General features: G+C 60.3%; 12 protein-coding genes. 2 read left to right on the top strand and 10 right to left on the bottom strand.

Features of this window, described 5'->3' with window-relative positions:
- Window positions 1-808: 808 nt before the first annotated feature.
- From ACOGXC_RS02050 to ACOGXC_RS02040, 3 genes are all read right to left on the bottom strand, one after another.
- The gene (locus tag ACOGXC_RS02050) at window positions 809-1,510 is read right to left on the bottom strand and encodes an MvaI/BcnI family restriction endonuclease (RefSeq protein ID WP_419919067.1); all 702 of its coding nucleotides are present in this window, start codon (window positions 1,508-1,510) and stop codon (window positions 809-811) included.
- Window positions 1,507-1,650: a hypothetical protein gene (locus ACOGXC_RS02045; RefSeq protein WP_419919990.1), complete on the bottom strand. Its 144-nt coding sequence runs from the start codon at window positions 1,648-1,650 to the stop codon at window positions 1,507-1,509. The genes ACOGXC_RS02050 and ACOGXC_RS02045 overlap by 4 nt, the downstream gene beginning before the upstream one ends.
- Window positions 1,651-1,968: 318 nt before the next feature.
- Complete coding sequence (locus tag ACOGXC_RS02040; RefSeq protein WP_419919066.1) at window positions 1,969-3,000, bottom strand: IS1595 family transposase; 1,032 nt, start codon at window positions 2,998-3,000, stop codon at window positions 1,969-1,971.
- Window positions 3,001-3,117: 117 nt separating this feature from the next.
- Between ACOGXC_RS02040 and ACOGXC_RS02035 the strand changes: the two genes are divergently transcribed.
- On the top strand, window positions 3,118-3,864 hold the full coding sequence (locus ACOGXC_RS02035; protein WP_419919065.1) for a hypothetical protein: 747 nt from the start codon (window positions 3,118-3,120) through the stop codon (window positions 3,862-3,864).
- Window positions 3,865-3,941: 77 nt separating this feature from the next.
- Here ACOGXC_RS02035 and ACOGXC_RS02030 read toward each other — a convergent pair whose 3' ends face one another.
- From ACOGXC_RS02030 to ACOGXC_RS02010, 5 genes are all read right to left on the bottom strand, one after another.
- On the bottom strand, window positions 3,942-4,775 hold the full coding sequence (locus ACOGXC_RS02030; RefSeq protein ID WP_419919064.1) for a hypothetical protein: 834 nt from the start codon (window positions 4,773-4,775) through the stop codon (window positions 3,942-3,944).
- Window positions 4,776-5,280: 505 nt separating this feature from the next.
- Window positions 5,281-5,931, bottom strand: coding sequence for an NYN domain-containing protein (locus tag ACOGXC_RS02025; RefSeq protein WP_419919063.1), 651 nt, complete (start codon window positions 5,929-5,931; stop codon window positions 5,281-5,283).
- 41 nt (window positions 5,932-5,972) lie between these two features.
- Window positions 5,973-8,135 (bottom strand): acetate--CoA ligase family protein, encoded by a 2,163-nt coding sequence (locus ACOGXC_RS02020; RefSeq protein ID WP_419919062.1) that lies wholly within the window; start codon window positions 8,133-8,135, stop codon window positions 5,973-5,975.
- Between the two features lie 26 nt (window positions 8,136-8,161).
- A complete protein-coding gene (locus ACOGXC_RS02015) occupies window positions 8,162-9,058 on the bottom strand; it encodes an amidohydrolase family protein (protein WP_419919061.1) in 897 nt (298 codons plus the stop codon).
- Complete coding sequence (locus tag ACOGXC_RS02010; RefSeq protein WP_419919060.1) at window positions 9,055-10,446, bottom strand: phenylacetate--CoA ligase family protein; 1,392 nt, start codon at window positions 10,444-10,446, stop codon at window positions 9,055-9,057. The genes ACOGXC_RS02015 and ACOGXC_RS02010 overlap by 4 nt, the downstream gene beginning before the upstream one ends.
- Before the next feature lie 78 nt (window positions 10,447-10,524).
- Between ACOGXC_RS02010 and ACOGXC_RS02005 the strand changes: the two genes are divergently transcribed.
- Window positions 10,525-11,637 carry an amidohydrolase family protein gene (locus tag ACOGXC_RS02005; protein WP_419919059.1) on the top strand — a complete coding sequence of 371 codons (1,113 nt, stop codon included), beginning with the start codon at window positions 10,525-10,527 and terminating at the stop codon, window positions 11,635-11,637.
- 87 nt (window positions 11,638-11,724) lie between these two features.
- On the opposite strand, the gene ACOGXC_RS02000 is transcribed toward ACOGXC_RS02005, so the two are convergent.
- Together ACOGXC_RS02000 and ACOGXC_RS01995 are read right to left on the bottom strand one after the other, a co-directional pair.
- A complete protein-coding gene (locus ACOGXC_RS02000) occupies window positions 11,725-12,219 on the bottom strand; it encodes a hypothetical protein (RefSeq protein WP_419919058.1) in 495 nt (164 codons plus the stop codon).
- A 3-nt stretch (window positions 12,220-12,222) separates the two neighbouring features.
- A complete protein-coding gene (locus tag ACOGXC_RS01995) occupies window positions 12,223-13,437 on the bottom strand; it encodes an amidohydrolase family protein (protein WP_419919057.1) in 1,215 nt (404 codons plus the stop codon).
- Window positions 13,438-13,448 lie beyond the last annotated feature (11 nt).

The raw sequence follows: 13,448 nt of genomic DNA, 5'->3' as shown, positions 1-13,448 counted from the left end.
GGGGGAGGGGGGGGGCTGGTCATTTGGTGGCCCCAGGTAGCGTTCAGCGGCGGCTCTCGGCAGTTTCACTTGACAGGCACCCAGCCCCGGCCCTATCGTCCCCAGCGTTCATAGGAGTATCGCTGGGGTTTCAACCTCGCGGTCAGGATCAAAAGGCGTTATGGGGTTCATCTCATGGCTCCCTTCGGCCCTGACCGCGACGCTCCTATGGACAGAAGCTCAACGCCAGTCTGAAGGGGGCCACCAAATGATGGGATCGCCACAAACGGCTACGGTTGGCCCCATGACCACCCCAACCGAACCCACCACCCCCGACCCGGACAACACCCCGATGACCCCGACCGGGGGCCTATCCCCAGGCAAGTGAAGCCCACTACTGAGATCACCAAACGCAGCAGATGGCAAAACCGGCGACTTGCAAAGTTTTTATTGGTAGTCGCTGGATTTGGTGTTTACTATCTTGTCCTTTTTCCTCTGTTATACATAATTGACATTTGGGTAGACATTTCTAGTAATAGCTTTGTAATTTCGATGGGAATATCTGTTGTGTTTATCATTGTGGTAGAACGTATAAGAGCAAGGTGGTTATCGTGAAAAGACTGTTGGTATTTGTTGTTGCTGGGTTGTTGGCTTCGGTTACTCCTAATGCGTTGGGGCTTATATCTGAAAGTGGCGTAACCTAGTCACTCAGTGTTTTTGAAGAGGGCGGCGGCTAATTCTTCAGAGGTTCCCTCGAAGGTGAACACCTCGTCAGGGTCGTAGAGGTGTTCCAGCTCTTCTGGCAGTTCATCGGGTGACATGATGAGTCTTATATTTTTTGTATATTCTTGTAAAGTTTGGTGAGATTGCTCATAGCGATTCTGAACTTGGTGCCATGATCCCGTATAGCTGAAGATTCCGGGCTTTGGTATCGTGCATCTAAGTCGATGGCAATGTCTCCGTTGGCTACCATGTCTGGAAACTTCCTCAGGTATGGATCACTGTATGCGGTCGCTGGTCCAAAAGCTGCTTTCTGCCCACTCTTCGTCGCATTGACCAGCAAAAGCCTACGAAGTTTATAACTGAACGCTGTCATAAGATCATCATAGCTCCAAGACGAGTACGCCACCCTGGGGTTGTCATTGATATTGAACAACGTCACTCTGTTCATGCTGTGGCTTGTGTCCGCAAAGAAGCCCTGACTGTTTGGGGCACCTCCATAGACAGTGTTTCGATATGTAATGGGTTTACTCATATCACCATTCGGATAATAACTGTAATCAGATTCAAGTATGCAGCTCATATTTGGTGTGCCTGTTTTGTGAAATAGGGTTAACAGTGTCCCTTGTCCTGTGTGGGTCTTTATTTCCCACCTGCCTTCGTCGGGAGTGTCGGAATTGCCGCCGTCCACATCCAAAAGCTCTTCCAAGAGTTTCCCCACACCACCTGTCCCACCATGTTTTTCTCCGAGTTCCCAGTATCCTGTCTGTGTGATCTCCTTGACTCTGGCGAAGAACTCTGCGTCTGTCATCGCAGAGCCTTCTTGGGCTCGGATTCGGTCCAATCAGATATTCGCTCTTCTGCCATAGCGATATAGGCGCTGGAAATGTCGATTCCGACCCAGGCAACGTTGTTAGCGATGGCTGCCAGTGCCGTTGTACCACTCCCCATGAACGGGTCCAGCACAACGAAATCATCCCCATCCCCATCCCCCCCCCACAGACCGAACACAGCGATCTGCTAAATCGACTGGGAACGGCGCGGGATGTTCGTTCTTGAACTCCTGGTGGAACCTCCAAACACACCCCACAGCATTAGCTTTCGGGGCCAGTTTGAACTCCGGTTTTGGAATCAGGTAGATGACCTCGTAGTTTGGCAGGAAGTACCCAGGATTGAAGTTAATTCCGCTGATCTCCAAACAGTCACCCTGATGTATCCGACCCAACCATGGGTCAATTAAGTCCCTGGAAGCCGCCTGGCGCTGTGGTCTCACCCCGTGACCGCATCCTTTCGCCTCCTGGCTCGCACTCCGTTGGTGGTTAGCTGCGGGTAGGTCAGCCGTTTGCCGTCCATGTTGCGCACCAGTTTTGCCATCTGGTCGATGGTGTCCAACCCACGCGTGTTGTGACGGTGCTGGAACTCCGCTACGTACCGGCCCAAATGTTCAGGTGATATATGGTGGTAGGTGCCCTGGTAGCCGCGTTTGAGCAGCGCCCAAAACGATTCCAGCCCGTTGGTGTGGGCCATCCCGTCAACCCACCGGCCTGTCGAATGCGTCACCGAGTGGTGCTGGTACCCTGCCCTGGTCAACGGCAGGTAGCCGGGGGCCTCATCGGTGAACACCATCGCCCCCGTTTCAGTGTGCTCTGCCACCATGCCTGTCAAGGTAGCAGCTTTGGTGTCGGGCACAACACCTGTGGCGACCCTGCCCGTTGTCCGCTCCCTCACACCAGCGACGATAGCCTTCCCTGCTGGGCCGCCTGCGGCTTTCATCCGCTTGTGCTGATGCTTGTTGTGTTCCAGCCCGCCCACATAGGTCTCATCAGCTTCCACCGCACCAGAGAAAAGGAAGTCCTCAGCGTCGTCCATCGCCTCTCGTAGGCGGTGTAGTAGGAACCACGCTGTTTTCTGTCCGATCCCCAGGTCGCGGTGAAGTTTCATGCTGGACACCCCTTTGAGACTGGTCATCACGATGTAGATGGAGAACACCCACGTCTGATAACCCAGCTTGGAACTCCCCATCACCGTCCCTGTTCGCACGCTGAACTTCTTCCCGCACCCCTTTTCGCGGCAGCGGAACGGCATCGTGCGGTGCTTCGCCCCCAGCTGCACGTTCACCGACCCGCACGACACGTACGACACGCACGACACGCACGACACGCACTCCACCCGGTTGGGCCAGCGCCGTTTCACCAGCCAACGCTCAGCAGCCCTGTCAGTGGGGAACGTCCGCAAAAGCTCAACGAGGGTGATCCCCTTCCGCTCAGCCCGACCCGGTGCCCGCTTCTTGGTTCTGCTCATACCAACACAGTACCGACACCAGGTGACAGTTCACCTGCTTCCCCAGGTCAGACCCACTTTACGCCACTTTCAGATATAAGCCCCAGACTTTTAAGGGACAATCTGAAACTCGACAGCATGGCAATTGAACGACACGAGTGGACCAGTACGCACGCGATTCCAGATATACTTTCAGAACTCATTGATCGAATAAATCCTACCACTGGAGTTGATCCGGTCTATCCAAATGACAGGTGGATGGATGCGATCACAAAATCTGCTGAACAATTAAGTAAGCTGCACTGCTTTCTTTCCGGTTCTACAGAATACAGCCCAGACGGGACAGGAGATTTATCTCCAGGAGCAAGAGGCTTCTCCATGGAAAAAGATGCCGAACAATTCCAGTTCCACGCCCATGTCGATGGTCATATAATAGACGCTATTCATAAACAAAACCTAAGCGGAGATAATGAACAGCTATGGATCGACACTATGCGGGAAGTCCGGCAAATAGCCATAGATGAGGTTATAGGCGATCTCTCAACACACGCTCTTTATGCTGGGGATGGAGTAGAGAGTTACTCTGAAATAAGGATAGATGAATGGTCTGTTGACAGTGACAACGAATACGTCAATTTGTCTCTCAGCATTGATCTGCCACTTGGGTGGATACCTTCCCCTAATGAAGCAGATTTCGACTGGACACCAGACAATTATTTCAAAGATTTTTCTCCTATTAGGCAAGTATTGCAATTAGATGAGGCCCATAAATACAGCATCGAACTGCAACCCAGTTTGATGCATCTCCCAGTCGATGAACACGAGGAAGGTGGAGTTTATCCTCAAGTTGCTCTCACAGTATCTGGTTCCTATCCTCTAAGATAGCTGTGCGATTATTCACCCAGCAGCATCCAAAGCGTCTCTCAGACGAGATGATCCAACTTCAAGATTTTTTCCTGTCGTCACCCATATCTACCTTCGACAGCCATATCATGTGGATAACGAGTGGACACAGAAACCTTAACGCTAGGTGTAACATAAGGGTCTTTTAGATAGGCCAAATCAGGAGTTAGTTGCATCCTTAGATCATAATGATCTGTTAGACTGGTGGACCGCATGATTGGCTTATGATTGGTGAACCAGTTCTTATTATAGTGTTCGATAAGTGTAGACCATTTAGCCTTATCAATGAACTCATAATATGCCTGATTCTGTACAGGATCGGAAGAAAAGCCAAGTATAGGGAACTTGTCAGAGATACTAACGTAGATACCATCCAGTTCAACCTTCAACTCATCCAAACAAACATTGTGATACTCAGCACCTAAACTGTCTACGATTTCTTCGCTCAACAGTCTTTCCCACTCCGTTATGATATTACACCACACTGCTTCTTTATCTTCCAAGTGTTCGCTCACATCTTCTGGTGATCGAGACTGATTTTGTTTTTGGATAGCCTCTTCTACTATCTCTTGAGCAATCAAATCCAAGCTGTCCCGAAAATAGGTTTTATCAACACCATTACTCGTCGTCTTCCCTCCAGCTAACCGATCAATTTCCCAACTTATATGCTTCCGGTCAGCACCTGAAAACACATCAAGCACTTCTAAAATGTAACGAAGCCTTATAGTCATAGCTTCTTGCATTTTCCCAGGACTCATCAACACAGGAAGAACAGTTGTCGGCAAATGATCTATACCTATTTGCTTCCGCAAATCATCTATCATTGATGGCACATGGTTTTCTCCTAAACAAAATTCGGATCGCAAATCACTCAAACAGTTCAGTTCGGCCAACTCTTCAGACGAACCCTACTGTTCGGTTCCCGTCAACGTCGCCGCCAAATCAACCGTACCAACGGACGGCGTATCTCCACGCGTCCGTATCTTGTGCTCATCCACGAATTTGCCTTGACTATCCCTACGCTGGCCTGCGGCCTGTTTTTTCTTTCGGAGCTGATCGTTCCTCATGATCTCAGCTTAACCGTTGCCCCAATTGGAGAGCAACCGTTGAGCAGAGATCGTTTCGCTGCCATTCACAGGACGATCATGTAGGCTTCTCCTCGCGGACGTGTTTTGTTTTCGTCTTTCCACTTACCGGCCTGCGGGTGCCCTTTCGGATACCGCAACTGCCGTTTCGCCTGGTCGGACTGCCTCGCCCTGTCCATGTGGCTAATCTTATAGGATCACCGAAATTTGGACGGAGTACCCCCCCCCCCTTGCCCTCTTCCTTGCGCCGCTCATACCAGCACCCTACCGACACCGGGTGACGGTTCACCTGTTTCCCCAGGTCAAACCCACTTTACGCCACTTTCGGACATAAGCCCCTTACGGTTGGCAACTGAGCCTGGGCAAGCTTTTGCTGCGGCACCTGCTTGTAAAACAGACATTTGAGCTCTAGAAGCTTGCGGGACCGACGTTTACGTAGATGCGGATTGATTATGCCCACCTTGATCCCTAGCTCCGACTGAGCAACATGGATGGCTTGGGCCAAATCCGAATCATTACTGATAACCACTGCAATGTCACAACTTTTTTTGAAAGCATCCAGCAGGAGGTAAGTGGCCAGGTTAACATCGGAGCCCTTCTCCTCGTTCCTAACTACTTGAACGGTTGGCGATTCTCCAACCTTAGGGTCTGCCCTCGGTAAGCTAACCTTTTGACTCACGAAATGCCCGAAGTGGATCTCAACAAGAGGCAGCGTGGCGATAGCTCGTAGATAAGTTTCTTGGCGACTAGCCTGCTGAAGATCATCTGGACGGGCAGTTACTCTAGCTGTGAAGTAACGAATCTTGACTAGTTGATCATCTGGCAACATTAGCTGACATAGCGCCTCAAGATCGAGCCACTTGTGCCGTGTCCCTTTAACGGCACCGTAATAGAAGTTAAACCCGTCAATGTAAACAATCGTCTGCGGATGTCTGCCGGTCTCGGCCGAGAAACTCTCTGACACTGTTTCGCCTAACAAATTCCGTTGGTAGGGGGAGATGGTAGCTACCTGGTTGGGGAGCGGGCGTGGCGTTTGGCGGCGGCGGCGGCGGTCATGGCCTCGTCGAAGCTGGTGAAGGCGGGGAGGTCGGCATCGAGGCAGGTTTGGCGGATGCGGGTGACGGTCTCGGGCGGAGCGCAGTCGAGGTTTCGGAGCACGATGGACAGGCGGGTGCGGGGCCAGTTGCCGGTGGCGGTAGCGGTGGTTTCGATGATGGGGAATAGCCTGTCGATACCACCCCCGGCGTAGCTGAAGAAGGCCTGAACGTTGGAATGCAGCACCACATCGGGGTAGACCTGGGCCCCCAGGATGGGGTCGAGGGCCCGCACCAGGACATCGGGTTCGGAAACGGGCCCAAAGCCGATCTCAATGGGGTTGCGGACGCTGGTGCCGATGCCGTATCCGAGGTCCTTGAGCGCCTGCTGGCCCTGCTCGCAAACCGTGGTGGTGACCAGACCGGCCCGGTCGGCGGCATCGGTACCCAGAACGGACGCTCCCCCGCCCACCCCCAGCACCAGGGTGTCGAGGGCCCCACCGGCCGGGGTATCGGCCCAGCGCTGGAGGTAGGCGACCGCCGCCAGCAACTCCTCCACGGTGGCAACGATGCTGGCCCCCGAAGAGGCACCGATGGCATCCCAGATCCGATGGTCGGCCGCCAGGGCCCCGGTGTGGGACAGGGCCGCCCCCCCGCCCTGGTCGGTACGACCCCCCACCAGGATCACCACCGGTTTGCTGCCCCGGGCCGCATCAAGAGCATCGGTGAGCCGGTGTCCATCACGGGGATCCTCCACGTACATGCCGATTATGGAGGTGTCGGGGTCATCCACCAACCACTCCAGCAACTCCCCGGGGGTGACATCGATGCTGTTGCCGACGGTGCACAGCTTGGTGTAGCGGATGCCCCTAACCGCGCCACCCTTGACCATGTCACCGGCCAGCCCGCCGCTCTGGGAGATCATGGCCACCCGGCCCCCCTCCATCGGGGGGTTGCGCAGAAAGGTCTGGCGACCGGCCGGGGCGTAGACCCCCAAGCAGTTGGGGCCGAGCACCCGCACCCCCGAGGCCCGGGCGGCCGCCACCAGCTCCCCCTCCAGGTCGGCCCCCTCGGGACCGGCCTCCCGGAACCCGCCGCTGATGATGTGGGCGAACCGGGCCCTGCCGGCTGCCCCCCGCACCAGGTCGGCACAGGCCGCCGCCGGTACTGCGCCGACCACGTAGTCCACATCGCCGTCGATATCGGCCACTGATCGCACCGCGGGCACACCATCGACCTCCGTGGCGGTGGGGTGAACGGCCCACAGCGTGCCCGGTCCCCAACCCAGCTCCTTGTAGGCAGCCAGGAAGGTGTTGGCGAACCCGGCCCCGCTGGTGGAAGCCCCGGCCACCGCGATGCCCCGGGGGGCAAACAGCGGCCCGAAGTCGGTTCTGGGCGGCTCGGGAGGCGGGGGCGCGGGCGGGTTGCGGGTAATGAGCCGGGCATCCACCGCAATGGCCCCCTCGGGGGTGGCGATGACCGGGTTGCATTCCAGCTCGACCAGGTGGCCACCCAGGCGGTCGGCGACCCCACCCGGCCCGGCGATGGCCAGCAGCAGCTCGACCACCGCTTCGACATCCACGGGGGGGCGGCCCCGGAACCCCGCCAGCAGCTCAGCCCCCCTGAAGCCCGCCACCATGGCCTCGGCATCGGCCCGGGATACGGGGGCCAGTCGCAGCACCACCTCGTCCAGCACCTCGGCGAGGATGCCCCCCAGGCCGAGGGCGGCCACCGGGCCGAACGGGGGCCGATCCACCACCCCGACCAGAAGCTCCACCCCGGCATCGGCCTGCTCCTCAACCAGGAACCCGTCGATCCTCCCCCCGGACTCGGTCACCGCCATCGCCATCCGGGCCGCCTCGTAGTTCAGCTCGTAGGCCTCAACCCCCAAGCGCACCGCGCCCACATCGCTCTTGTGAACCAGGCTGCCGCCGAAACCCTTGAGCACCAGCGGGCCGGCCAGCCCGTGGGTTGTGGCCAGATCGGCCAGCACCGAGGGGTTGGCCACCGTATCGGCGAAGGTCGCCACCACCCCCCGGGGAACGACCACCCCGGCATCGGCCAGAATGGCCTTGACCTCAGGCTCGGCGACAACCACAGGCTCGACGACAACCTCAGGCTCGGCGACGATCACCGGGCCACCATCTTGCCCAATCCCTCTCACCCCAGGCGGGTGAAGACCCGGCGGGCGGTGCCGCCCAGCAAGTTGGTCCGGGCCTCGTCGCCCAAACCCACCTCGGGGAGTTGGGTCAGGCTGTGGCGGTGCCCGACGGTGGGGAAACCGGTTCCCCACAGGCACTTGCGCCGACCGGCACCGTTCATGAACGCCACCAGCTCGACCGACCAGTACCGGGGCGGGTACACCGAGGTGCCCAGGTACACGTTGGGGAACTTGAGGGCCATGGCCATGCACTCGGTCACCCACGGCCAGCCGGTATGGGACAGCACGAACCGGACCCGGGGAAAGTACAGCGCGGGGCGGTCGATGCCGATGGGCACCCCGCACTCGCTGCCCATGAGCCCCCCCGAGGTTCCGGCCTGCATCACGAAGGGCACGTCCCGGCTCGCGCACAGGGCGTAGTAGGGGTAGTAGTCGGCGTGGTCGAAACGGCGATCAAAGCTGTGGGTATGGGTGTGCAGGCCCACGCACCACGGCTGATCCAGCATGGCGGCGGCCTCGTCCACCCCGGCCATGCCCGTGCGGGGATCGACCGACCACTGGCCCCAGAAGCGACCGGGGTGGATGCCGGTCAACCGGTCCAGATCCCGGGGCTGGGCGGCGAACAGCTCGAAGTCGGTGGGCTCGGTATGGGCCGGATGGTGGGTAACGGGCAGGATCACCGCGGCAATGCCCAGCTCATCCATGCGGGTAACCATGGTGTCGGCATCGCAGAAGGAGTCGGTGCCGCCGGCGCGGACCTTCACCGAGACACCGGTGGCCTCCAAAGCGGCGTTCCACACGGCGGCCTGCTCGGGGAAGAAGCGGTTGCACCAGTAGTCGATCGCCCCGCCTGCCGGAACCCCCGACCCGGAACCCGCCGGAACCGAGCCGGTCATGGTCGCTCGTCCCGGAAACGCACCAGCTTGGCCGCGGAACCCATCCCGGTGAAGGTGTCCAGCTCACCGGGGCCCACCATCTCGACGGTCATCCGCACCCCCATGGCCTCCTTGATGCGGCTCTCCACCCGCTCGGCCACCGCCCCGAACTGCTCGGGCGGGGTGTCTCCGGCCACCATCACGATCATCTCGTCCCGGTCGCCGGCCCGCACCGCCCGGCAGAAGAAGTCCCCGGTCGCGCCGGGCACGTCGCTGATCACCTCACCGATGGCCTCGGGCCACACGTTGACACCCCGCAACTTGACCATGTTGTCACCCCGCCCGGCGAACGGACCCATGCGCCGCAGCCACGAACCACACTCGCACCGCCCCGGCGGGTACAAGAACGACAGGTCCATGATGTTGTAGCGGAACTGGGGCGATCCGGTCTTGTAGATCTCGGTGATTACCAGTGCTCCCGGGGTGCCGTCGGGCACCGGCTCACCGGTCTGCGCATCCACGACCTGGACCACGAAGCAGTCCTCGAGGATGTGGAGCTGACCGTTGCGCCGGGGACACCCGATGGCCACGTTCTGCACCTCGTGGAACCCGTAGTTCTGGACCGGGGCGACCCCCCAAACCTCCTCGACCCGCTCGCCGTTGCCGATATGGCCGCCGGGCAGGGCCCGAATGTTGAAGTCGGTTCTGGGGTCGAGACCCATCTCCACCGCGGTCTCGGCCATCTTCAGCATGTAGTCGCCGGTGGTCAGTATGGCCGACGCTTGGTACTCGTGAGCCAACTGAACCTGCTTGCGGGTGGAGGTCACGTTGCCGGTACCGGTGGTGATGACCACGCAGTTGAGCCACCGGTAGAGGGCCTCGTCGAAGGCATGGGCCCCGTTGTGGGTGGAGTAGGCCCAGGCGTTGATCACCACATCGCCAGGGCGTACCCCCTCGGCGTACAGGGCCCGGGCCATGGTGATGGCTCCCACCTCCCGATCCCAGGCGGTGTAGAGGGTGGGCCGGGACCGCCCGGTGGTGCCCCCCGATACGTACAGGCGCATGGGCTCGTGGCGGGCATCGGTTAACCCCACACCCTGGTAGTCGCCCAGCGGGGGGTGCTCGGCTATGGATGCCCGGATGTCGTCCACCGTGTAGGTCGGGGCCCGCCCCAGGTCGTCCAGGGTGCGGAGCTGGTCGGGATGGAAACCCGCCGCCTCCCACCGCCGGCGGAAGAACGGCACCCGCCAGGCCCGGTGGGCCCGGTCCTGGAGGCGCAGGAGCTGCTTGCGGGCAATGGTGTCGGGATCCTCGTAGAAGGTGGTCTCGAAGTACTCCGGGGGTGGGGGGAACAGGCGCTGGATGGCATCGTAGTCCAGCTCGTGCGGGCGGCGCATCCCCGTGCTCATGGCCCTGCACGGTACCCGCTGCTCAATACCGCTGCTGTTTCGGCGCGCCCGATGTCGGGCGGGCATTACCCTGGGGTCGTGAGGATCATCTCGGCGGATTGCCACATAAACGAACCGCCCCACGTGTTCGAGCGGGTGCCCGAGGAGTACAAGGACCGCATCCCCCGGATGATGCCCGCGCCCGATGGGGGCGACGGGTGGTCGTTCGACGGCGGCCCTCCCAAGCGCAGCTTCGGCATAGAGGCCATGGCCGGTCGGTCGAAGGACAACTACAAGCTCTCGGGCATGAAGTTCGAGGAGATCATGCCGGGCAACTACGACGGTGCCGCCCACTGCGCCGACATGGACATCGACGGGGTGTGGGGGTCGGTGGTGTACCCGGCCAATTCCATCTTCACCTACCTGGAGCCCGACCGGGGTCTGGCGGTGGCCTGCATGCGGTCGTACAACGACTGGGTGCTGGACGAGTTCCAGGGCGCGGCCCCCGATCGGCTGCGGGGCCTGCCCATGCTTCCCACCGACGACGGCATGGACATCACCCTGGCCGAGGTGGATCGGGTGGTGGAGAAGGGGGCAGGGGGGCTGTTCATCCCCGGTATGCCGTCGCGGCCCTACAACGACCCCTACTACGAGCCGCTGTGGAAGGCGTGCTCGGATCTGGACGTGCCGATCACCTTCCACCGCACCTTCGGGGGCCGGCCGCCCGACTCCGACTGGGACGAGCTGGTGGAGCAGAACGTGTCGGTTCCCGGCATCGTGAACCGGTTCTTCAGCGCGGTGCGCCCCCTCACCTACATGATCTTCGCCGGCATCTTCGACCGCCATCCGAATCTCAAGGTGGTGGCCGCCGAGGTGAACTACGGCTGGGTGCCGTTCTGGTACCAGACCATGGACGACGAGTACCGCACCCAGGCCGCCTGGTCCGACTCGCCCCTGGAGCATGAGCCCAGCAGCTACCTGGGTAACAACGTGTTCGTCACCGGCCTCGACGACCGCAACGGCCACCTGCAAATGGCCGGCGGCAACCGGACCCTGGTGGGCATGTCCATGTGGTCGTCCGACTACCCCCACTCGGTGACCCTGTGGCCCGACAGCCAGGAGATCATCGCCGATCTGGTCAGGGGGATGGATCCCGCCGACACAGAAAAGGTCCTTTACGCCAACGCCGCCCGGGTCTACAAGTTCAACTGAAAGTTCAACTGATCCCCCGGGAGGGGGAGGGAGGGGGCGGGGCGCTACCTGTACGAGTACCTGTACGAGTGCGAGCTACACGGGTTGCTACTGGTGGCGGCGATCCTCGAAACCCTCGGGGAGGTCAATGGGGGGATCGGGGAGCTTGGTGATGTTGCGGGACACCAGGAGGGTGTCGAAACCCTCGGGGTCGGCGGCCCAGGAGGCGGCATCGCCCATCATCACCTCGAACAGCTCCACCCCGTCGGGGCCGGCGATCAGCGGGCCGAGCGCGGCACCATGGGGCAGCTCGATATGGGTGCCGGTCGGGCAGTGGACATCACCGCACATCATGTCGCCGCTCAGCACGTAGATGACCTGGGGGGAGTGGTGGCCGTGGCGGTGGACGATCATGCCCGGGTCCCAGCGGGCCCACATGGACAGGTACGACCCGTCGGGGCCACCGAATGTGAACCATTTCTCCCACACCGACTTCTGCCCGTCGGGGTGCATCTGGGTGCGGACCTGCTGAAGCTTCAGATCCTCGTCGTCCAGATGGCGGAAGATGGGCACCCGGCCTGGAACCTCATGGGGCGATGCCATCGCTCATCCCACCCGGGCGGGCTCTGCGGGGGTGTATGCCGAGGGGTCGTAGGTGTAGGTGGTGGCCTCTATGAACTCATCCGGCAGGTAGCCGTCGGGGAACCGGTACAGGTCGATGGCGTTGTCCCACAGGATCTTGCGCTTGGACTCGTCGGACACCTTGGGCAGATCCAGGAACGACTGCACCGCCAGCGGGTACTTGGAGTCGGGGTGGGGGTAGTCGCTCTCCCACACGATCTTGCCGTCGCCCAGCTCCTCGATCACGTGGTACACCAGGTACTCGTCGGGCTCCACCGAAATGAAGCAGTTGTCCCGGAAGTACTCCTGGGGCGATTTGGTGAGCCCCGGTTTCTCGTAGTCCCCCGCCAGCTCGATGTGCTCCTCGATGCGCCACAACCACCACGGGAGCCAGGCGCAGTTGGCCTCCATGTAGGCCACCCGCAAACGGGGGAACCGCTCGAACACGCCGTTGGCAATCATCGACAGCATGGCCATCTGTGCCTCATGGGGATGGCACACGGTGTGCCATTCGGTGAAGGTCTCGAACCGGTCGGCACCGGCCGACACCCCGTTGTGACCCATGAAATCATGAGTGGCGAAAGCACAATTCAGGTCCTGGAGCAGCTCGTACATGGGATCGTAGAAGCGGTCGCCCAGCATTCGGAGGTTGAACATGTTGGGTCGGGCGAAGAAGCATCGGGTGCCCAGGTGGTCGTAGGCGTACTGGATCTCCTCCACCGCCCGGCGCACGTCGTTGAGCGGCACCGGCCCCGAGGCGATGACCCGCCCGCCCGAGGTGTCCCGCATCTCCTGGCCCCAGCGGTTGTAGGCCCGGCACATGGCGGCTTGAAGCTCGGGGTCGATGCCCTCGGACCACAGGTCGTAGCCGGGGCCGTAGATCACCATGAAGTCCATGCCGTCCAGCGGCATGGCTGCCGCCACCGCATCGCCGGGAAAGCCGTTGTCAACCACGGCCCTGCCGTACTTGGCCCGCATGTTGTCGTAAGTCCAATCCACAGCCTCCATGAAATCACCGAAGATGGTGACCCGACTCTGGGTGTAGCGGCCATCCACGGTGGCGGGCCGGAAAGCCTCCCGCCCGGGAACCTCCTTCCAACCCACCCGGTGCTGGAACCTGCTGTCCAGAAAACGCTCCCAGATGTCCTTGGGCTCCACCACATGCCCGTCGGCATCAAAAACCTTGTACCCGTTCCGCATAGTGGATCAAG

It is taken from the genome of Candidatus Poriferisocius sp., from assembly GCF_965202595.1.
In the GTDB taxonomy this organism is placed as follows: domain Bacteria; phylum Actinomycetota; class Acidimicrobiia; order Acidimicrobiales; family Bin134; genus Poriferisocius.
Note: the sequence above shows the minus strand (reverse complement) of the source record. Positions and strands in the feature narration are given on the sequence as shown.